The following is a 19,431-nucleotide window of genomic DNA, read 5'->3' on the forward strand; positions in this document are numbered from 1 at the left end:
TCGCTCCGGCGCGTGGATCAACTCCACGCGCCGGCTCGTCTCCACCGAACGCCTTCGAGGACAATCTCTTGCGTAAAATCTGCTCTGTCATTGCTGTGATGATCTTCGTTGTGTCCGGAGGAGCTGCGGTCGCGGAAGGTCCGGGTGACCCGACCGCGGTGAAGAAGGAAGACGACGGGAAGTGGCTCGATAAAGAAGGAAACCCGACTTACAAGATTTCAGCCGACGGCACCGTGGACTGGTTCACCTATTCCGGATACCGCCGCTATCATTCAGACTGCCACGTGTGCCACGGGCCGGACGGGATGGGATCCACCTACGCACCGGCGCTGAAGGATTCCGTCAAGTCGATGAGCTATGGCGACTTTCTCGGCGTGATCGCCTCCGGCCGCAAGAACATCTCGACGGCGCAGGAGAACGTCATGCCGGCCTTCGGCGACAACCCGAACGTCGCTTGCTACATGGACGATCTCTACGTCTATCTGCGCGCCCGCTCCACCGAAGCATGGGGCCGCCAGCGTCCCGCCAAGAAGGAAGAGAAAACGGACGCCTACACCAAGGCGGAAGATGCCTGCATGGGCAAGAAATGAACGTTGCCAGGATTGCCAAGACGACTTCCTGGCGTCCTACGAGGATTTGAGGAGTTTACGATGAAGACACGTGCCGCCGTCGCTTTCGAAGCCAAGAAGCCGCTCGAGATCGTCGAGGTCGACCTGGAGGGACCAAAGGCCGGCGAAGTCCTGGTCGAGATCAAGGCTACCGGCATCTGCCATACCGACGCCTACACGCTCGACGGCTTCGACAGCGAAGGAATCTTCCCGTCGATCCTCGGCCATGAGGGCGCCGGCATTATCCGCGAGATCGGTCCCGGCGTGACCTCGGTGAAGCCGGGCGACCACGTCATCCCGCTCTACACGCCGGAATGCCGGCAGTGCAAAAGCTGCCTCAGCCAGAAGACCAATCTCTGCAGCGCGATCCGCGCGACGCAGGGCAAGGGCGTGATGCCCGACGGCACCAGCCGCTTCTCCTACAAGGGCAAGCCGATCTACCATTACATGGGCTGCTCGACCTTCTCGAACTTCACCGTGCTGCCCGAAATCGCCGTCGCCAAGATTCGCGAGGACGCGCCGTTCGACAAGAGCTGCTACATCGGCTGCGGTGTGACGACCGGCGTCGGTGCCGTCGTCAACACTGCGAAGGTCGAGCCGGGCGCCAACGTGGTCGTGTTCGGACTCGGCGGTATCGGCCTCAACGTGATCCAGGGCGCCAAGATGGCCGGCGCCGACAAGATCATCGGTGTCGACATCAACGATTCCAAGGAAGATTGGGGCCGCCGCTTCGGCATGACCCACTTCGTCAACCCGAAGAAGGTCACCGGCGACATCGTCCAGCACCTCGTCGGCCTCACCGACGGCGGCGCCGACTACACCTTCGACTGCACCGGCAACACCACGGTGATGCGCCAGGCACTGGAAGCCTGCCATCGCGGCTGGGGTACCTCGATCATCATCGGCGTCGCCGAAGCGGGCAAGGAGATTGCCACCCGCCCGTTCCAGCTCGTCACGGGGCGCAACTGGCGCGGCACCGCTTTCGGCGGCGCGCGCGGCCGCACCGACGTGCCGAAGATCGTCGACTGGTACATGAACGGAAAAATCCAGATCGACCCGATGATCACCCACACGCTCAAGCTCGAAGAGATCAACAAAGGTTTTGACCTCATGCATGAGGGCAAATCCATCCGTTCCGTCGTCGTGTTCTAGCTCACAGCCATCACCCAGGAGGATCGACCCATGACTGTTGCACTCCATCCATTGATCGACAACGGCATCAAGCAAGGCAGCGGCAACTTCGCCGGCGGCACGCTGGTCTGCAAATGCAAGGACCAGCCGGTGAAGGTCGGCATCAAGGGCGACGTCGCGCACAACCACGCCTGTGGCTGCACCAAGTGCTGGAAGCCGCAGGGCGCGACCTTCTCGGTCGTCGCCGTGGTGCCGCGCCAGAACGTCACCGTGCTCGAGAACGGCGACAAGCTCCAGATCGTCGATCCCTCCGCGGTGATCCAGCGCTATGCCTGCAAGGCCTGCGGCACCCACATGTACGGCCGGATCGAGAACAAGGGCCATCCGTTCTACGGCCTGGACTTCATCCATCCCGAGCTGTTCCAGGAGGAGGGCTCACAGGCGCCGCAATTCGCCGCCTTCGTCTCCTCGGTGATCGAATCGGGCGTGAAGCCGGAGCAGATGGCGGGCATCCGTTCGCGGCTGAAGGAGATCGGACTGGAGCCCTATGACTGCCTGTCGCCGGCACTGATGGACGCGATCGCGACCCACGTGGCGAAAGCCAAAGCCGCCTAAGCAAGGCGCCTGAGCAGGGCCGCCGCGCCTTCGCCCAGACTTCTGTCGGTTCGCTGGCGTCCACCAACGCCAGCGGGCCGGCCGGTCCCTTCCGGGACCATCACGGCGATCCCGCCGCTTCTGCACCACGCGTATGTGAGGGCCATCAGCTCCTCAGTCCTGGTCTCTGAATGACTGCGCAGGGCCGCCGGCTTCCTGTTTGAAATTCGCGGTACTTGCGTTTCTCCCTCCCTCGACTGAGGCACCCTGCTTCGTCCGTACAGTCTTCTGGCGGACGAAGCTTTTTTTGGTTGCGCCCGTTTCGCAAGCGCGCGGCATCAAGCCGCGCCCTGCTTTTGACAAACCATCGATGCAATCTTTTCCCGGTGAGAACACTCGGCTGTGAACGCCGGGCCGGCGCGACCTCTGCTACGATCGCGTCGTCACGATGCCGCGCGAAATGCAATCAATTAAGAACAAAACGGGAGGTATCGAGCACATCCGGACATTGCGATTCGTATTCCTGCCGCCCGCTGGGATCTGCCCGTGCGGGATGACGGGCCGGGATGCGGCGGCACGACGCAACCGGCATTGCGCTCCGGCGGCGTCAATGGGTTTTGAATTGAACATGCTTATGAAGAGCGAGGGACAATCATGATCAAGGTGAAGATCAACGGCCAGGAACAGAGCTGGGACGGCGACCCGGATCTCCCGCTACTCTGGTTCCTGCGTGACGAAGCCGGACTGACCGGCACCAAATACGGCTGCGGCCAGGCCCTGTGCGGCGCGTGCACCGTCATCGTCGACAAGGAGGCCGTCCGCGCCTGCATCACGTCGATCAACGACGTCGCCGGACGCGAGGTCACGACGATCGAGGGACTGCACACTAACGGCGATCACCCGGTGCAGAAGGCCTGGCGCCAGCTCAACGTGCCCCAATGCGGCTTCTGCCAGGCCGGCCAGATTATGCAGGCCGCGGCACTGTTGATGGACAACCCAAAACCCTCGCACGACCAGATCCGCGAGGCGATGTCCGGCAACATCTGCCGCTGCGGCTGCTACCAGCGCATCGAGAACGCCGTCCATCTCGCATCGACGGGAGTGTGACATGAATTTCATCGACAATCCCCGCAAGCTTCGCGGCTTCGAAAAGCACGTCAGGGTCGAGAAAGTCTCGCGCCGCAGCATTCTCAAAGGCCTCGGTGTCACCGGCGGCTTCGTGCTTGCCGCCCCCGTGATGTCGCGCCAGGCCTTCGCCTACGAAACTGGTGCCGGAAAGATGCCGCATGGCGTCGTGGTCGATCCGCGCGTGTTCGTTTCGGTCGCGCCGGACGGCATCGTCACCATCGTCGGGCACCGTTCGGAAATGGGCACTGGCGTGCGCACCAGCCTGCCGCTGATCGTGGCCGAGGAGATGGAAGCCGATTGGACCAGGGTCAAGGTGCAGCAGGCCCATGGCGACGAGGTCAAGTACGGCAACCAGGACACCGACGGCTCGCGCAGCACGCGGCATTATTTGATCCCGATGCGTCAGATCGGCGCCTCCGCCCGCACCATGCTGGAGCAGGCCGCGGCGAAGCGCTGGGGCGTACCGGCGACCGAGGTGAAGGCGGTCAATCACGAGATCGTCCACAGCGCCAGCGGCCGCAAGCTCGGCTTCGGCGAGCTCGCCGCCGATGCCGCCAAGGAGTCGGTGCCGAGCATCGAAGGCCTCAAGCTGAAGGACCCCAAGGACTTCCGCTATCTCGGCAAGGGTCAGATCGGCATCGTCGATCTCCACGACATCACCACCGGCAAGGCAGTTTATGGTGCCGACGTGCGGCTGCCCGGCATGAAATATGCCGTGATCGCCCGCCCGCCGGTGACCGGCGGCAAGCTGGTCTCGTTCGATCCCGACGCGGCGCTGAAGGTCCCCGGCGTCGAAAAGGTGATGCAGGTGCGCGGCTGGCCGTGGCCGTCGAAGTTCCAGCCGCTTGGCGGCGTCGCCGTGATCGCGCGCAACACCGGCGCCGCGATCAAGGGCCGCGACGCGCTCAAGCTCGTGTGGGACGACGGTCCCAACGGCAAATACGACTCCGTCGCCTACCGCAAGGAGCTCGAGGAGGCGTCGCGCAAGCCCGGCCTCGTCCTGCGCAAGGAGGGCGATGCGGACGCCGCCTTGAAGAGCGCCGACAAGGTCATTGTCGGCGAGTACTACATCCCCCATCTCGCCCATGTCGCCATGGAGCCGCCGGTGGCGGTCGCCGACGTCAAGGGCGACAAGGCGGAGATCTGGGCGCCGGTGCAGAGCCCCGGCGGCACCCGCGAGGACGTCGCCAAGACGCTCGACATTCCCGAGCAGAACGTGACGGTCAATGTCACGCTGCTCGGCGGCGGGTTCGGACGCAAGTCGAAATGCGACTTTGCGCTCGAGGCCGCGCTGCTCTCCAAGGAGCTCGGTGCACCGGTCAAGGTGCAGTGGACGCGCGAGGATGACATCCATAACGGCTTCCTGCACACCGTCTCGGTCGAGCGGATCGAGGCCGGCCTCGACAAGAGCGGCAAGGTGATCGCCTGGCGCCATCGCAGCGTGGCACCCAGCATCGCCTCGACGTTTGCCGCCGGCACCGTGCACCAGGCGCCGTTCGAAATCGGCATGGGCCTTGTCGACATGCCATTCGAGATCGCCAACATCTCCTGCGAAAACCCGGAGGCGGCCGCGCATACCCGCATCGGCTGGTTCCGCTCGGTCTCGAACATCCCGCGTGCCTTCGCGGTGCAATCGATGGTCGGCGAGATCGCGCAGGCGACCGGCCGCGACCAGAAGGAGACACTTCTCGCGCTGATTGGCAGCCCGCGCATCGTCAAGCCCGAGGTGAAAGACCTTTGGAACTATGGCGAGCCCCAGGACAGCTACCCGATCGACACCGCGCGCCTGCGCAAGGTGGTCGAGCTGGTCGCCGAGAAGGGCGAATGGGGCCGTCAGGTCCCGAAGGGCCACGGCCTGGGCATCGCCGCGCACCGCAGCTTCGTCAGCTACATCGCGACGATCGTCGAGGTCGCGGTCGACGACAAGGGCAAGCTGACGGTGCCAAGGGTGGACACGGCGATTGATTGCGGCACCTATGTCAACCCCGAGCGCATCGCCTCGCAGATCGAGGGCGCAGCGATCATGGGGCTGAGCCTTGCCAAATATGGCGAGATCACCTTCAAGGACGGCAAGGTCCAGCAGAAGAACTTTGACGACTTCCAACTCGTCAGGATCGACGAAGCTCCCGCAGTGACCAACGTCCACATCGTGCCGCCCGGACCCGACACGCCGCCCAGCGGCGTCGGCGAACCCGGCGTTCCGCCGTTCGCGCCGGCGCTGATCAATGCGATTTTCGCCGCGACGGGAAAACGTATCCGCTCGCTTCCGATCGGCAAGCAATTGGAGGCCTAGCGGGGAACGCAACACGGCTCACACCGTTGCCATCGATCTGACAGGAGCAGATCGATGACCAATATCTCAAAGGCGCTCGCAGTCTCGCTGTCGGGCGCCTTTCTTTTGACGAGCGCCGGCGCATTCGCCCAGAGCAGCACCAGCCCGCCGACAACAGCGACGCGCCCCACCACGCCGGACCAGAACTCGCTTCCCAACGCCAACGCCCCGCCCGCCTCGACCACCCAGACCACGGGGCAACACAATCCTGATCCGAAGGTTCGGGAGATGAACCAGAAGGAGAAGGACAAGGTCGAGCGCGAGGGGAAGTAGTTATCTGACGGCTGCGCATGGATCCCTTTGCGGAGAGGGCAGCGACGCTGGCCATCACGATCTCGCTTGGATGAGGGGTTTGTCTCCACGCAAATCTCGCGATGAGTGCGCGTGAATAGAACCCCTCATCCCGGCGCGCGCAATTCGCGCGCCACCTTTTCCCACAAGGGGAGAAGGAAGATGCAAAATGCGGCGGACGTTGCCGTCCGCCGCATTCGCCACCCCCCCGCTGCTCCGCTTTTTCGATCCGCCCGCGGAGCTATTTCTTGAGCGCGAACACCCAGATCACGCCGCCCTGCGGGACGTTGGCTTCGATGCCGATGTTGTTGGTCGCAAGCGCATCCTGGATGCGCTGAGCGTCCACGCCCCATCCGGACTGGATCGCGATGTACTGCGTGCCGTCGATCTCATAGGAGACCGGCATGCCCATGATGCCGGAGTTGGTCTTCTGCTCCCATAACAATTCGCCGGTCTTGGCGTGGAAGGCGCGGAAGTTACGGTCGTTTGTGCCGCCGACGAAGACGAGATCGCCTGCGGTCGCCGTCACCGAGCCGAACAGCTGCGACTTCGGGAAGTTGTGCTGCCACACCTTCTTGCCCGTCGCGGGATCCCAGGCCTGGAGCTCGCCGAAATGATCCGCGCCGGGCTTCGTCTTGAGGCCGATATCCTCCGGCTTGGTGCCGAGCCAGAGCTCGCCAGGCTTCAGCGCGACCTTCTCGCCGGTGAACCCGCCGCAGAAATTCTCGTTGGCAGGCACATAGACGAGGCCGGTCTTCTGGCTATAGGCCGCCGACGGCCAATCCTTGCCGCCCCACAGTGAGGGGCAGAACTCCACGCGCTTGCCGATCACCGGCTTGTGCGCGGGATCTACGATCGGCTTGCCGCTCTCTGGTTCGATGCCCTTCCAGACATCGGTGGAGACGAACGGCCAGCCGGCGACGTAGTTGATCTTGGTCGGCGTGCGCTCGAGCACCCAGAAGATCGCGTCGCGTCCCGGATGGACCAGGCTCTTGATGTTGCGGCCATCGCGCTGCAGGTCGATCAGCATCGGCGCCTCGACCTCGTCCCAATCCCAGGAATCGTTCTGGTGGTACTGGTGATAGGTCTTGATCTTGCCGGTGTTGGGATCGAGCGCGAGCACCGAGGAGGTGTAGAGATTGTCGCCGGGATGGGTTTCGCCAGGCCATGGCGCGGCATTGCCTACACCCCAGTAAATCGTCTTGGTCTCCTTGTCGTAATTGCCGGTCATCCAGGCCGAGCCGCCGCCGTTTTTCCAGTCGTCGCCCTGCCAAGTGTCGTGACCGGGTTCGCCTTCGCCGGGAATGGTGTAGGTCCGCCACAGCTCCTTGCCGTCCTTGGCATCGTAGGCGGCGACATAGCCGCGCACACCGAACTCGCCGCCGGAGCCGCCGACGATGACCTTGCCTTCGACGATCAGCGGCATCAGGGTCATGTACTGGCCCTTCTTGTAATCCTGCACCTTGGTGTCCCACACCACCTTGCCGGTCTTGGCGTCGAGCGCGACGACGTGGTCGTCGGTGGTGGCGAGATAGAGCTTGTCCTCCCATAGGCCGACGCCGCGGCTGGTCGGATGCAGCTGGAACAAATCGTCGGGGAGTTGCCGCTTGTAACGCCAATATTCGTCGCCGGTCTTCGCGTTCAGCGCGATCACCTGGCCCATCGGGGTCGCCACGAACATCACGCCGTTGTTGACGATCGGCGGCGCCTCGTGGCCTTCGACCACGCCCGTAGCGAAGGTCCAGACCGGCGTGAGGTTTTTCACATTCGAGGCGTTGATCTGGTCGAGCGGACTGTAGCCGTGCCCGTCATAGGTGCGCCGGTAGAGCATCCAGTTGCCGGGTTCAGGATTTTCCAGCCGTTGCGCGGTGACTGGAGAATAATTCTCGATCGGGCCTGATACAGCGGCGGTCGAGGCAAGACACGTGAAGGCGACGAAGCCGGACAGTAACCATTGCTTCCTGGTCATGGACGTTCCCCTTTTCAGCCATTTGAATTCTTGTTGTGAATTCTTGTTGTTCGTCCCGTCGTCCGCCCATCGGCGGATGCGGCCTCTCCTGGCGCGGGCACGGCCCGCACTGTCCCTCATCCCGGCTGCGCGCCTCCTACCTTTCCGATGAAATTCCCGGAGACACTGAGCGAACCGTCAACGAGCGCCAGCGGCAGCGCCGCAAGCCGTCGCGGTGCCGGCCCGAACACGACCTGCGCGCCCTCGCGGGGATCGAATTCGGAGTTGTGACACATGCACTTGAACACCTCCTTGTCGCCGGCATCGCTCTTCACCCAGGCGGTGACGGGACAGCCCGCATGCGAGCAGATGGCCGAATAGGCGATGATGCCGTCGACGGCACGCGCACGAGTCTTCTCGTCGAACTCGGCGGGATCGAGCTTGATGATCAGGATCTCGTTGAGGCGCGAGGCGCTCCGCACCACCGACGTGTTGGGATCCTTCGGCCAGGCATGGACCGGGGGCCCGCCGGCCGGCACATCGGCCGCAGTGATGAGTTTTCCCTCCTTGTCGCCTTCGGAGAAAACGAGCACATCGCCCTTCTGGGGCCGCTCGTCCGAGCCAGGTGGATCTTCACCTGCGCGCGCCGCTTGGGAACAGCCGAGACACGCGGTGGTCGCGAGCGCGGCAAGCAGCAGCGTTCGCCGCGTTTGCTCGATGCCCGCGTCGGCTTCAGGTTCCGCAATGGGTTTGGAGGGTGAGGAATGGGCGGTGGACGGTGCGCGCGACATGTCTATTAGCAGGCGCTGGAACTCTGCCAAAAACAAGGCAAAGAATTGGCACTGCAGTGCATCAATATGGCTTTACTCGCTTTGATTGCGCGATCATCAGCCCATTCAAAGGGATTTTCGCGATTTCAACGTCACACCGCGCGATCTGCATGATGATTTTGCAGATCAGACCAATGATGCTGGAATTGGTGCACCGCGCTCTTCGTTGCGGAGCGCAAACGCGGAGCAGATCGCTCTAGGACCGGAGCACGTGGCGCGGCGATGCGATACGCCCTGCGACCGTCGCCGACGCCATTTCGAAACTGTCGGCGATGCGCCGCGCCTTGTCTATGAAGAGCGCGGCCGCCGCCGGCGGGCAGATCTCGCGCGCAGTCTGTTCGAACAGGTCGAGCCAACGGTCGAAGTGGTCGCCACTCAGGCTCAGCGGCAGATGCGCCCGCATCGGCGAACCACGATAGCGGCCGCTCATCAGAACGACCGATGACCAGAAATCGGTGAGCTTGGCGAGATGCTCGTCCCAGTTCTGGACGATCGCAAAAACCGGACCGAGCAGTGCGTCCTCGCGCACCCGTCCATAGAAACGGGTGACGAGTTCCCCAATCATCTCCTCGGTGATCCCGGTGCGCTCGATCGCATCCTCGGTCAGCAGGTTCCGCCGCGCAGCCGCCGCGTCGCGCTCGGCCTTCAGTCGATCCGACATGTCCTTCGTTGTCCGTTCCGTTGTTCCCGCGAGCCCCCGTTCGACATTGTCGGGCCAATTGCGCGGCGTCTTTGTCGCAGCGCAAATTGCGGGATCTAGCGGCGGACGCTGAACGCCCGCCGCTGATGCCTTCATCAGGCGCTATAGGTGTAGAAGCCCTGCCCGGTCTTGCGGCCGAGATGACCGGCATCGACCATCTCTTTCAGCAGCGGGGCTGGCCGATATTTAGGGTCGTTGAAGCCTTTGTAAAAGACCTCCATCACCGAAAGCATGGTGTCGAGGCCGACGAGATCGGCCAGCGCTAGCGGCCCGATCGGATGGTTGCAGCCAAGCTTCATGCCGGCGTCGATCTCTTCCGCCGTCGCGATCCCTTCCTGAAGCGCGAAGATCGCCTCGTTGATCATCGGACAGAGGATGCGGTTGACGGCGAAGCCCGGGCTGTTCTTCGCCGTGATCGCCACCTTGCCGACCCGCCTGGCGAAATCGAGCGCCTTGGCGTGGGTGTCGTCGGAAGTCTGCAAGCCGCGGATCAGCTCCAGCAGGGCCATCACCGGCACCGGGTTGAAGAAGTGCATGCCGATGAAGCGGTCAGGGCGGTCGGTCGCGGCGGCGAGCTTGGTGATCGAGATCGAGGAGGTGTTGGTCGCAACCAGCGTGCGCGGCGACAGCGTCGCGCAGAGATCCTTCAGTATCTTGACCTTGAGCTCCTCGTTCTCGGTCGCCGCCTCGATGACGAGGTCGCAATCCGACAGCTTCGACCGGTCCGTGGTGCCGGTGATGCGCTTGAGCGTCGCCTCGCGATCGGCCGCCGACATCTTCTCCTTCTTGACCAGCCGCTCGAGGCTGCCCCCGACGGTCGAAAGTCCGCGGTTCACCGCAGCATCAGAAATATCGACCATCACGACCGAGAGCCCGGCCGCCGCGCAGACCTGCGCGATGCCGTTCCCCATGGTGCCTGCCCCGATGATGCCAACGGTTTGGATCATTGCGTCGTGTCCTTCATGCTTGGGCGGCGCCAGGACGGCTCAGCCCCGTTGTTTCTGCATCAGGGTCTAGCACCCCCACCGGGCGCGTGCGACCTGATCGTGCCACTCCTTAAAGCATCCATCGCCGGAATAAAGTCGCCTACCGCTGAATGCTGCGACCGACCGTCAATTCGAGACTGGGTAGACCCCCTACGCTCTCGATTGACAGCCGTCCATTATTTCCATAATCGTTGAAATATGGAAACGAACGATGCCGTCGCGGCGCTCGCCGCGCTTGCACAGGACAACCGTCTCGAGGTCTTCCGCCTGCTGGTGCAAGCCGGGCCCGACGGCATGACTGCCGGCGCTGTCGCCGAAACTTTGGATCTCGCCCCCAACACACTGACTTTCCATTTCGACCGGCTGCGGACGGCCGGACTCGTGACCGTCCGGCGCGAGGGACGCTCGATGATCTACGCGGCGCGCTTTGAGACCATGAACGCGCTCCTCGGTTTTCTGACCGATAACTGCTGCGGCGGCGTGTCGTGCGCTCCGGCCACGCCTTCGAAATCCGCGCGAAAGCACAGCAGAGTGCCAGCCTGAAAGGACCGACCATGAAGCGCCTGCATGTTCACGTGTCCGTCGAAAATCTCTCTCACTCGATCGGATTCTACTCCGCCTTGTTCGCTAGCGAGCCCTCGGTCGTGAAATCCGACTATGCCAAATGGATGCTGGACGATCCCCGGGTGAATTTTGCGATCTCGACGCGCGGACGCGCGGCCGGCCTTGACCATCTCGGCATCCAGGTCGAGACCAGTGAGGAACTCCAGGAAGTCTATACGCGGCTGCGCCAGGCCAGCGGCAACGTGGTCGAGCAAGGACAGACCACCTGCTGCTATGCCAAGTCGGAAAAATCCTGGATTGACGATCCGGCCGGCATCGCCTGGGAAACCTTCTACACCAGGGGCGAGAGCACCGATTACGGCGACGGCAGCGGCGAGAACCGGGCGCGGGTCGCTCACAAGAAGCGGGAGCAGCAATCGGCCTGCTGTGCGCCGCAGGCAGCGCCCACAGCCTCGCAGGCGTGCTGCTGAGCACGAGGACTCCCCATGGATGCGATCATCTATCACAATCCCGATTGTGGCACCTCGCGCAACACGCTGGCGATGATCCGGTACGCCGGCATCGAGCCGCACGTGATCGAATATCTGAAGACGCCGCCATCGCGCGCGCTGTTGCAGCAGCTCATCGCGCGCATGGGGATTTCGGTGCGCGAGGCCGTTCGCGAGAAGGCGGCGCCCTATGCGGAGCTCGAGCTCGATAACGCGGCGCTGACTGACGACGAGCTGCTCGACGCGATGATGGCGCATCCAATCCTGATCAACAGGCCGATCGTGGTGACGCCGAACGGCGTCAGGCTCTGCCGTCCCTCCGAACGGGTGCTCGATCTGTTGCCGGCGCAACAGGGCGAATTCGTCAAGGAAGACGGCGAGCGCGTCAGGCTCGATCGCGGCGCCTGATGTCGGGCCTGCGACAGCGCGCCTTCGCCGAAACGCTTGGGACAGCGTTCCTGCTTGCCGCCGTCGTCGGCTCGGGGATCATGGCGCAAAAGCTCGCCGCCGGAAACGTCGCGCTGGCACTGCTGTGCAATACGATTGCCACGGGCGCAATCCTCGTCGTGCTGATCCTGATGCTCGCTCCGATCTCGGGTGCGCATTTCAATCCAGCGGTGACGCTGGCACTAGCTTGGCGCGGCGAAACGTCATGGAGGGACGCCGCGATCTATCTTGTCGCTCAGATCACCGGTGGCATCGCCGGGGTTGAGATCGCACACCTTATGTTCGAGCTTGCAGTCCTCCAGCATTCGCTCACGGAACGCGCCGGCGCCGGACAATGGCTGGCCGAGGCCGTGGCGACCTTCGGTCTGCTGTCGACGATCCTTGGCGTCCGGTATCGGACACCCGCCGCGGTTCCTTATGCCGTCGGCCTTTATATTACTTCGGCTTACTGGTTCACGTCATCCACGTCGTTCGCTAATCCCGCGGTCACCATCGCCCGCGCGCTGTCTCATACGTTCGCGGGTATTGCCCCGCGGGACGTGCCAGCTTTCATCGCCGCTCAATTCGTAGGGGCAGTTCTTGCCGTTGTGGTGGCGCGCTGGCTTTGGAGCCCAGCCTCTGTAAAGCCGAACGCCGCCGAGATCACATCGGGAACGCCTGCATAACGCGGCATTTGACGGTTATTTTGCGCTAAATCGCCTGTCCAAATCATCTCGCCCGAGTATTCTGTCGGACTCGCAGAGACCAATCCCGTGATTCGATTGCGCGATATCGACGATCCCGAGGCATCCTCCCCGGCGCAACAGCGTCCGGCCGGATGAACGAGTTCGCGCAATCCATTGTTGCCGCCTTCACGCTGATCGGCGAAGTGGACGCCGAACTGCTCGGCATCGTCGCCTTGTCGATTCGTGTCAGCCTGACCGCCAGCATCGTCGCGTTGCTGATCGGTGCCCCATTCGGGGCCCTGCTTGCGATCACGCGCTTCCGCGGACGTCAGGTCATCATCATTCTGACCAATGCCTTGCTCGGTCTTCCGCCGGTCGTGGTCGGGCTCGCGCTCTACCTCCTGCTGTCGCGGTCCGGCCCGTTTGGGCCCGCCGGCTTGCTGTTCACGCCAACTGCCATGGTGATTGCGCAGACGCTGCTCGCGACGCCGATCGTGGTGGCACTGGTGCACCGGCCGGCCAGCCTGCTGTGGGCGGAGTATGGCGATCTGGCGCGGATCGACGGACTGTCGGCGCTGCGCAGCATGGCACTCCTGTTCGCGCTGGGACGGACCTCGCTGCTGACGGCCTTTCTCGCGGCCTTCGGCCGCGCCATCGCTGAAGTCGGCGCCATCATCATCGTCGGCGGCAATATCCGGGGCTTCACCCGCACGATGACAACGGCGATCGCGCTGGAGACCAGCAAGGGCGACCTGCCGCTGGCACTGGGGCTCGGACTGATCCTGCTCGCGCTCAGCGTCGCGGTGTCAACCATCGCGTTCCTGCTAGTGGGACGCGTTGGGGAAAAATAGCTGCTCGCCGCCCACCTTGTAGCCTGCGATCGCGTCCTGCCCCTTGGATGAGATGAGCCAGTCTATGAAGGCCTGCCCGTCCTTCACCTTGACGTTCGGATGCAAGGCCGGATTCACCAGCATAACGCCATACTGGTTGAACAGCCGCTTGTCGCCCTCGGTCAGGATGGCGAGCTCACCCCGGTTCTTGAACGAGAGCCAGGTGCCGCGGTCCGAGACAAGATAGGCATTCGACGACGACGCCATGTTCAGCGCTGGTCCCATGCCCTGGCCGATCTCCCGATACCAGCCGTCCTTGGCCGCACTGAGATCGACGCCTGCCTCCTCCCATAGCCTCAGCTCGGCCGCGTGCGTGCCGGACTTGTCACCGCGCGAGATGAACGGCGCCTTCGCCGCCGCGATCTTGCGCAGCGCATCAGTGACGTCCTTGCTGCCGGCGATCTGCGCCGGATCGCTCTTGGGACCGACGATGACGAAGTCGTTGTACATGACGTCGAAGCGCTTCACGCCCTGCCCCTCGGACATGAACTTGTCTTCGGCAACCCTGTCATGAACGAACACCACATCGGCGTCGCCGCGCCGCCCGATGTCCAGCGCCTGGCCGGTGCCGACGGCAACGACCTTCACGTCGATCCCGGAAGCCTTCGAGAACAATGGCAGCAAATAGCCAAACAGCCCCGACTGCTCCGTCGACGTCGTCGAGGCCACGGTGATTGTGCGATCCTGCGCCAACGCGATGGTGGACCAGAGCAGAAGCGCTCCGATCGCGGCGATCTTCCTCATACGTATCCTCGAACAAGCAACGGGCTTCCTGAATAGCCACGAACGGACGAGACGGGAACCGTCAAATTTGGGTGCAACGCGAATTGATCCGAGGCGGACGCCGACAGGCCATCGTCCAGGAACGTCGCCAGCATCGGCATGTTGTCTTCGAGGTGAAAGGCAAGGAGACTGCGATGAAGAAGATCATTTTGGCATCCGCGTGCGTCATGGCGCTGGCGACCGGGGGCGCATTCGCGCAGACACAACACGCTCCAGGCGCATCCGGCCAAGGCGACGTCGGTCCCTCGTCGCGGGGGCCCGCGACCAAGGGCATGACGACGGGCCGTTCGTCGAACATGCAGAACGAGGCCAGCGACAGCAAGGGCACCCAACAGCCATCCGCAGGAGGCACCAATACGAATAACATGGGCAGCCAAGCCGGTGGCGGCGCTGGCTCCGGTGGCGCTGGCTCCGGCGGCGGTGCAGGCTCCGGCTCCGGGCGATAGCCGCGAGAGGACGTTACAGCTTCGCCTAGCCTGAAGATTCCCCGGGAGTTCGCTGCTACGCCGCGCCCCGGCTGATGCCGATCGTAGCTATGCCAATGACCGCTCGCGCTGTTCAGTGAAATCAGCGATAGCGCAGGCTTTGAGATACCGCCGACAATCACAATTACAAAAGCACGGGCGGTTTCCGCCTCGTGTGTGAGCGCACCGATGTTCTGCAATTGGTCCCGTCTCGATTGACATCGGTGCGAGGGCCGGGGCAGTTTTTTACATTGCTGGCGAATCAGCGATAGCCTCACGCCGGGTACCTCTTGGATAACTCCAGTGCTTTCGAGACTGATATCGTTGCTGCGCCGCCTCCCTGCGGTGAATTGGGCGTTCACCCGGCTTCGGCCCCCGCCGCACAGCCGCAGCGTTGACGTTGCACCGAGTGCCGTAGATGGCCCAGCCGCCCTCATCGACGTTGCGGAAGCCGCTCCGGCTCGCGTCACCGACGTCAGCGCGGAGCCTTTGCATGACAATTCCGACCTCGCGGTCACGGCTCCGGTAGCCGAGAATGACACGGCTGTCTCTGTCGATGCGGAGAGCCCCTCGACCGAAATGCGCGTGGAAGACGCTTCAACTCCGGAGACACTGATAGGAGCCGAGGCGGCCTCGACATACCCGGCCGTCGAGGACGTTTCTGCTTCATCGCCCCACGTGGAGCACGATCCGGTTTTGGTTCCTGATCTCGTCATCGTCAGCGAGACGGGCTCTGAAGTGCCGGCGGCGGTTGAAGCCGTCGCAGCGAAGGTCTCGCTTTCGTCTGGAGAGGTCGAGACCCCTCTCACCAGCGACAAATCCTCGCCCAGCGCTTCCGCGGCCGTCGCCGATCAAATTCCCGCCGTTGTCGTCGATACCATCAGCGTTGCTGCGGACGTGCCTGAAACCAGCTCCGGCAGCGCCCCATATGGCAGCGCCGAGATCGCGCCCGCCACCGCAAATGATGCGCCGCTCGCCAAAGCCGTCGCTACGGGTGTTCCCTCTGCCTATTCGCTCGGCGCCATCACGAATATCGAGCCGGCTCCCGCTGTCGTGTCTGCTTCTCCGGAGATTCGCAGCACACGGAAAGTTCGCGCTAGACCCACAGAGCCGACCGATCGTGCCGCGCTGATCCGGCAGCGCTGGGCCGAGACCGGGATCAGGATGTGGAATCCGCGCCTGCACGGCACCGGCGATGCCACGCTCAACATCCAGGGCAGTGTCGGACTGCTGCCACCCGCGACCGGCGAGACGATGCCGCGCTACGACAAGCTGGAATTCAAGATGCTGGGCGGGCAAATCGTCTGCGAGGGCGTCATCGTCGAGGCGCCTGCGCATGCAAGCCAGCGCAGCTTCACCCGGCTCGCAGAGCCCGGGAAACACGACCGGGTCCGCGAGCCGGTGCGGGAGCGCCAGGCCGCTCTCGCCTGATCCTTTCTTCTGCGGCCACTGGCGATGTGCTAGGTTGATGTCCCAACATGGGAGATCGCATATGCGCGCAAGGTCATTGTCTGTGGTCCTGCTCGCCGCCTTCTGCATTGGGCAGCCCGCTCTCGCGGCCGGGAAATGGCCGCGTCACGCGGCTGCTCCCGTCGCCGATCCGGCCACACTCTACAAGGCCGATCGGCTCTCGTCCTCGCGCAGCGAGACGATCCTCAACACGCCCGGCCAGACCACCGTGCTGACGCGGCAGGTCCTTGACGACATGAACGCGACGAGCCTCCGGGGCGCCATGCGCGCGACCGCCGGGGTGACGATCGGGCGCTAGGCTCTTGTGGCCTTCGGCCGGCCTGGCGCTATTGCCGCGCGGCAGATCAAATTTTCCAGACACGAAGCAGTTGCCCGCAACGCCGATCGCGACGTAACTTGCGCACCGGTCGAGCACACGATTTCCGCGCCCGATCGAGACGACAAGAAAACTAATGGGAGGCAGACTATGAAGAAGCTCGCGGCCGCGCTGTGCGCGCTGGCATTGTTCGCAACTGACGCGCAGGCGCAGACCATCAAGGATTTCCTGGCCGCGGTCATGCAGAAGTGGACAGCCCCATTCGAGCCGTTCCAGCTCATCGGCAACATCTACTATGTCGGGACCGAAGGCATTGCCGTCTACGTCATCAAGACCCCGCAGGGCCTGATCCTGATGGACACGGCGATGCCCCAGTCCACCGGCATGATCAAGGACAACATCGCCAAACTCGGCTTCAAGGTTTCAGACATCAAATACATCCTCAACACGCATGCGCATCTCGACCACACCGGCGGTTTTGCCGAGATCAAGAAGGAAACCGGCGCGCAGCTCGTGGCCGGTGAGCGCGACAAGCCGCTGCTCGAAGGCGGCTACTATCCCGGCGACGAGAAGAACCAGGACCTCGCCTTCCCTGCGGTGAAGGTTGACCGCACGGTGAAGGAAGGCGACAAGGTCACACTGGGCGACGTCACGCTGACGGCGCATGCAACGCCCGGCCATTCGCCGGGCTGCACGAGCTGGGAGATGAGTGTCAAGGACGGCAAGGAGGACCGCGAGGTGCTGTTCTTCTGCAGCGGCACGGTCGCGCTGAATAGGCTGGTCGGTCAACCGACCTATCCCGGGATCGTCGATGATTATCGCGCGACATTCGCCAAGGCCAAGGCGATGAAGATCGACGTGCTGCTCGGGCCGCATCCGGAGGTCTACGGCATGCAGGCCAAGCGGGCGCAGATGAAGGACGGCGCGCCGAACCCGTTCGTCAGGCCGGGGGAGCTGGCGACCTACATCACCGGCCTGTCCGAGGATTTCGACAAGCAGCTGGCCAAACAGACCGCGGCACTGGAGAAGAAATAGCGGCCGTCTAGCATTGCCTTCGCCTCATCCGGCACGGCGTTCGGCGAAGCAGAGACGGAGCCGCAGCCAAGGTCGCGATCTGATCGCACTAGGCCAGGCTCGGCAGATCGAGGCCGTTGGCGTGAGCGCAGTCGATCGCGGTCTCATAGCCTGCATCGGCATGGCGCATCACGCCGCTGGCGGGATCGTTCCAGAGCACGCGCTCGATCCGCTTCGCGGCTTCCGGCGTGCCGTCGGCCACGATCACCATGCCGGCATGTTGCGAATAGCCGATGCCGACGCCGCCGCCGTGATGCAGCGAGACCCAGGTCGCACCGCTGGCGCAATTGAGCAACGCGTTGAGCAAGGGCCAATCCGACACCGCGTCCGACCCGTCCTTCATCGCCTCGGTTTCGCGGTTCGGGCTTGCCACCGAACCGCTGTCGAGGTGATCGCGGCCGATCACGATCGGCGCTTTCAATTCGCCGCGCGCCACCATCTCGTTGAAGGCAAGGCCCAGACGATGGCGATCGCCAAGGCCGACCCAGCAGATCCGCGCCGGCAGGCCCTGGAACTTGATGCGCGCCTTCGCCATGTCGAGCCAATTGTGCAGATGCTTGTCGTCAGGCATCAGCGCCTTGACCTTGGCATCCGTCTTGAAGATGTCCTCGGGATCGCCCGAGAGTGCGGCCCAGCGGAACGGCCCGACGCCGCGGCAGAACAGGGGACGGATATAGGCGGGAACGAAGCCCGGGAAATCAAAGGCATTCTTCAGGCCCATGTCCTGCGCCATCTGGCGGATGTTGTTGCCGTAGTCGAGCGTCGGAATGCCCTGTGCGTGGAAATCCAGCATGGCCTTGACGTGCTCGACCATCGAAGTCTTCGAGGCACGCTCGACCGACTTCGGATCGGACGCGCGCTTCGCCTCCCACTCGGCCAGCGTCCAGCCTTTCGGCAAGTATCCATTGATCGGGTCGTGCGCGCTGGTCTGATCGGTGACGATGTCGGGCTTGACACCGCGGCGCACCAGTTCCGGGAAGATCTCGGCGGCATTCCCGAGCAGGCCGACCGAGACCGCCTTCTTAGTGTTTCCCGCCTCTTCGATGATCGCAAGCGCTTCGTCGAGCGTTGCGGCCTGCCGATCGAGATAGCCGGTGCGCAGCCGCATGTCGATGCGGCTGGGCTGGCATTCGACCGCGAGCATCGAGGCGCCGGCCATGGTTGCGGCCAGCGGCTGCGCGCCGCCCATGCCACCAAGGCCGGCGGTGACAATCCATTTACCAGCGAGGCTGCCGCCATAGTGGCGACGGCCGACCTCGACAAAGGTTTCGTAGGTGCCCTGCACGATGCCCTGGCTGCCAATATAAATCCAGGAGCCCGCGGTCATCTGGCCGTACATCATCAAGCCCTTCCGATCGAGCTCGTTAAAATGATCGAGCGTCGCCCAGTGCGGCACGATGTTGGAGTTCGCGATCAGCACGCGCGGTGCGTCGGCATGGGTACGGAAGACACCGACCGGTTTTCCGGACTGGATTAGCAAGGTCTGGTCGTTTTCAAGCTTGCGCAAGGCCGCCGTGATCCGATCAAAACTCTCCCAGTCGCGCGCGGCTCTGCCAATGCCGCCATAGACGACGAGCTCGCTCGGCCGCTCCGCCACGTCGGGATCGAGATTGTTCATCAGCATGCGCAAGGGCGCTTCCGTCAGCCAGCTCTTGGCGCTGATGTCGCTGCCGCGCGGCGCGCGGATGGTGCGGTCGTTGTCCAGTCGGCGGTTCATGCGGA

21 protein-coding genes are annotated in these 19,431 nt (G+C 63.6%); 15 read left to right on the plus strand and 6 right to left on the minus strand.

All coding sequences use genetic code 11. The features are described from left to right. Positions 1–98 precede the first annotated feature (98 nt). The 6 genes from IVB12_RS22560 (at position 99) to IVB12_RS22585 (ending at position 6,066) form a co-directional block, all read left to right on the plus strand. Positions 99–590, plus strand: coding sequence for a c-type cytochrome, methanol metabolism-related (locus IVB12_RS22560; protein ID WP_247302298.1), 492 nt, complete (start codon positions 99–101; stop codon positions 588–590). Between the two features lie 60 nt (positions 591–650). Continuing rightward, positions 651–1,760, plus strand: coding sequence for an S-(hydroxymethyl)glutathione dehydrogenase/class III alcohol dehydrogenase (locus IVB12_RS22565; RefSeq protein ID WP_247302114.1), 1,110 nt, complete (start codon positions 651–653; stop codon positions 1,758–1,760). A gap of 30 nt (positions 1,761–1,790) precedes the next feature. Next, a complete protein-coding gene (gene gfa / locus IVB12_RS22570; protein ID WP_247280480.1) occupies positions 1,791–2,354 on the plus strand; it encodes an S-(hydroxymethyl)glutathione synthase in 564 nt (187 codons plus the stop codon). 633 nt (positions 2,355–2,987) lie between these two features. Then, positions 2,988–3,440 (plus strand): (2Fe-2S)-binding protein, encoded by a 453-nt coding sequence (locus IVB12_RS22575; protein WP_247302116.1) that lies wholly within the window; start codon positions 2,988–2,990, stop codon positions 3,438–3,440. Between the two features lies 1 nt (position 3,441). After that, entirely contained in the window at positions 3,442–5,754 is a 2,313-nt protein-coding gene (locus IVB12_RS22580) for a molybdopterin cofactor-binding domain-containing protein (protein WP_247302118.1), read from the plus strand. Between the two features lie 54 nt (positions 5,755–5,808). Then, positions 5,809–6,066 carry a hypothetical protein gene (locus IVB12_RS22585; protein ID WP_247280477.1) on the plus strand — a complete coding sequence of 86 codons (258 nt, stop codon included), beginning with the start codon at positions 5,809–5,811 and terminating at the stop codon, positions 6,064–6,066. A 259-nt stretch (positions 6,067–6,325) separates the two neighbouring features. Here IVB12_RS22585 and IVB12_RS22590 read toward each other — a convergent pair whose 3' ends face one another. From IVB12_RS22590 to IVB12_RS22605, 4 genes are all read right to left on the minus strand, one after another. Next, complete coding sequence (locus tag IVB12_RS22590) at positions 6,326–8,053, minus strand: methanol/ethanol family PQQ-dependent dehydrogenase (protein WP_247280476.1); 1,728 nt, start codon at positions 8,051–8,053, stop codon at positions 6,326–6,328. 116 nt (positions 8,054–8,169) lie between these two features. Further along, positions 8,170–8,823, minus strand: coding sequence for a Rieske (2Fe-2S) protein (locus IVB12_RS22595; protein ID WP_247302121.1), 654 nt, complete (start codon positions 8,821–8,823; stop codon positions 8,170–8,172). Positions 8,824–9,058: 235 nt separating this feature from the next. Further along, complete coding sequence (locus tag IVB12_RS22600; protein ID WP_247280627.1) at positions 9,059–9,523, minus strand: group III truncated hemoglobin; 465 nt, start codon at positions 9,521–9,523, stop codon at positions 9,059–9,061. A 134-nt stretch (positions 9,524–9,657) separates the two neighbouring features. After that, positions 9,658–10,509 carry a 3-hydroxybutyryl-CoA dehydrogenase gene (locus tag IVB12_RS22605; protein WP_247302122.1) on the minus strand — a complete coding sequence of 284 codons (852 nt, stop codon included), beginning with the start codon at positions 10,507–10,509 and terminating at the stop codon, positions 9,658–9,660. Positions 10,510–10,746: 237 nt separating this feature from the next. Here IVB12_RS22605 and IVB12_RS22610 point away from each other — a divergent pair, with 237 nt between their 5' ends. The 5 genes from IVB12_RS22610 (at position 10,747) to IVB12_RS22630 (ending at position 13,563) form a co-directional block, all read left to right on the plus strand. Then, positions 10,747–11,091, plus strand: a complete 345-nt coding sequence (locus tag IVB12_RS22610) for a helix-turn-helix transcriptional regulator (protein WP_247302124.1) — start codon at positions 10,747–10,749, stop codon at positions 11,089–11,091. A gap of 11 nt (positions 11,092–11,102) precedes the next feature. Beyond that, positions 11,103–11,582 carry an ArsI/CadI family heavy metal resistance metalloenzyme gene (locus IVB12_RS22615; RefSeq protein ID WP_247302126.1) on the plus strand — a complete coding sequence of 160 codons (480 nt, stop codon included), beginning with the start codon at positions 11,103–11,105 and terminating at the stop codon, positions 11,580–11,582. 15 nt (positions 11,583–11,597) lie between these two features. After that, a complete protein-coding gene (gene arsC / locus IVB12_RS22620) occupies positions 11,598–12,008 on the plus strand; it encodes an arsenate reductase (glutaredoxin) (RefSeq protein ID WP_247302128.1) in 411 nt (136 codons plus the stop codon). Beyond that, positions 12,008–12,712 (plus strand): MIP/aquaporin family protein, encoded by a 705-nt coding sequence (locus tag IVB12_RS22625; protein WP_247302131.1) that lies wholly within the window; start codon positions 12,008–12,010, stop codon positions 12,710–12,712. The genes arsC and IVB12_RS22625 overlap by 1 nt, the downstream gene beginning before the upstream one ends. A gap of 152 nt (positions 12,713–12,864) precedes the next feature. Further along, on the plus strand, positions 12,865–13,563 hold the full coding sequence (locus IVB12_RS22630; protein WP_247302134.1) for an ABC transporter permease: 699 nt from the start codon (positions 12,865–12,867) through the stop codon (positions 13,561–13,563). On the opposite strand, the gene IVB12_RS22635 is transcribed toward IVB12_RS22630, so the two are convergent. After that, the gene (locus IVB12_RS22635; protein WP_247302137.1) at positions 13,537–14,346 is read right to left on the minus strand and encodes a substrate-binding domain-containing protein; all 810 of its coding nucleotides are present in this window, start codon (positions 14,344–14,346) and stop codon (positions 13,537–13,539) included. The genes IVB12_RS22630 and IVB12_RS22635 overlap by 27 nt on opposite strands. Before the next feature lie 173 nt (positions 14,347–14,519). Between IVB12_RS22635 and IVB12_RS22640 the strand changes: the two genes are divergently transcribed. From IVB12_RS22640 to blaBJP, 4 genes are all read left to right on the plus strand, one after another. Continuing rightward, a complete protein-coding gene (locus tag IVB12_RS22640; protein ID WP_247302140.1) occupies positions 14,520–14,831 on the plus strand; it encodes a hypothetical protein in 312 nt (103 codons plus the stop codon). A gap of 603 nt (positions 14,832–15,434) precedes the next feature. Further along, complete coding sequence (locus IVB12_RS22645; RefSeq protein WP_346658517.1) at positions 15,435–16,280, plus strand: hypothetical protein; 846 nt, start codon at positions 15,435–15,437, stop codon at positions 16,278–16,280. Between the two features lie 61 nt (positions 16,281–16,341). Continuing rightward, a complete protein-coding gene (locus IVB12_RS22650) occupies positions 16,342–16,617 on the plus strand; it encodes a Plug domain-containing protein (RefSeq protein WP_247302148.1) in 276 nt (91 codons plus the stop codon). Between the two features lie 168 nt (positions 16,618–16,785). Next, a complete protein-coding gene (gene blaBJP / locus IVB12_RS22655) occupies positions 16,786–17,670 on the plus strand; it encodes a BJP family subclass B3 metallo-beta-lactamase (protein WP_247302150.1) in 885 nt (294 codons plus the stop codon). An 88-nt stretch (positions 17,671–17,758) separates the two neighbouring features. On the opposite strand, the gene hutU is transcribed toward blaBJP, so the two are convergent. Beyond that, entirely contained in the window at positions 17,759–19,426 is a 1,668-nt protein-coding gene (gene hutU / locus IVB12_RS22660) for a urocanate hydratase (protein ID WP_247302153.1), read from the minus strand. Between the last annotated feature and the right edge of the window lie 5 nt (positions 19,427–19,431).

It is taken from the genome of Bradyrhizobium sp. 179 (assembly GCF_023073535.1).
Classification (GTDB): Bacteria; Pseudomonadota; Alphaproteobacteria; order Rhizobiales; family Xanthobacteraceae; genus Bradyrhizobium.

Bases quoted from the DNA above. Each gene is read 5' to 3' on its own strand.
- IVB12_RS22560 (WP_247302298.1), top strand. From the start codon at position 99: ATGATCTTCGTTGTGTCCGGAGGAGCTGCGGTCGCGGAAGGTCCGGGT.
- IVB12_RS22565 (WP_247302114.1), top strand. From the start codon at position 651: ATGAAGACACGTGCCGCCGTCGCTTTCGAAGCCAAGAAGCCGCTCGAG.
- gfa (WP_247280480.1), top strand. From the start codon at position 1,791: ATGACTGTTGCACTCCATCCATTGATCGACAACGGCATCAAGCAAGGC.
- IVB12_RS22575 (WP_247302116.1), top strand. From the start codon at position 2,988: ATGATCAAGGTGAAGATCAACGGCCAGGAACAGAGCTGGGACGGCGAC.
- IVB12_RS22580 (WP_247302118.1), top strand. From the start codon at position 3,442: ATGAATTTCATCGACAATCCCCGCAAGCTTCGCGGCTTCGAAAAGCAC.
- IVB12_RS22585 (WP_247280477.1), top strand. From the start codon at position 5,809: ATGACCAATATCTCAAAGGCGCTCGCAGTCTCGCTGTCGGGCGCCTTT.
- IVB12_RS22590 (WP_247280476.1), bottom strand. From the start codon at position 8,053: ATGACCAGGAAGCAATGGTTACTGTCCGGCTTCGTCGCCTTCACGTGT.
- IVB12_RS22595 (WP_247302121.1), bottom strand. From the start codon at position 8,823: ATGTCGCGCGCACCGTCCACCGCCCATTCCTCACCCTCCAAACCCATT.
- IVB12_RS22600 (WP_247280627.1), bottom strand. From the start codon at position 9,523: ATGTCGGATCGACTGAAGGCCGAGCGCGACGCGGCGGCTGCGCGGCGG.
- IVB12_RS22605 (WP_247302122.1), bottom strand. From the start codon at position 10,509: ATGATCCAAACCGTTGGCATCATCGGGGCAGGCACCATGGGGAACGGC.
- IVB12_RS22610 (WP_247302124.1), top strand. From the start codon at position 10,747: ATGGAAACGAACGATGCCGTCGCGGCGCTCGCCGCGCTTGCACAGGAC.
- IVB12_RS22615 (WP_247302126.1), top strand. From the start codon at position 11,103: ATGAAGCGCCTGCATGTTCACGTGTCCGTCGAAAATCTCTCTCACTCG.
- arsC (WP_247302128.1), top strand. From the start codon at position 11,598: ATGGATGCGATCATCTATCACAATCCCGATTGTGGCACCTCGCGCAAC.
- IVB12_RS22625 (WP_247302131.1), top strand. From the start codon at position 12,008: ATGTCGGGCCTGCGACAGCGCGCCTTCGCCGAAACGCTTGGGACAGCG.
- IVB12_RS22630 (WP_247302134.1), top strand. From the start codon at position 12,865: ATGAACGAGTTCGCGCAATCCATTGTTGCCGCCTTCACGCTGATCGGC.
- IVB12_RS22635 (WP_247302137.1), bottom strand. From the start codon at position 14,346: ATGAGGAAGATCGCCGCGATCGGAGCGCTTCTGCTCTGGTCCACCATC.
- IVB12_RS22640 (WP_247302140.1), top strand. From the start codon at position 14,520: ATGAAGAAGATCATTTTGGCATCCGCGTGCGTCATGGCGCTGGCGACC.
- IVB12_RS22650 (WP_247302148.1), top strand. From the start codon at position 16,342: ATGCGCGCAAGGTCATTGTCTGTGGTCCTGCTCGCCGCCTTCTGCATT.
- blaBJP (WP_247302150.1), top strand. From the start codon at position 16,786: ATGAAGAAGCTCGCGGCCGCGCTGTGCGCGCTGGCATTGTTCGCAACT.
- hutU (WP_247302153.1), bottom strand. From the start codon at position 19,426: ATGAACCGCCGACTGGACAACGACCGCACCATCCGCGCGCCGCGCGGC.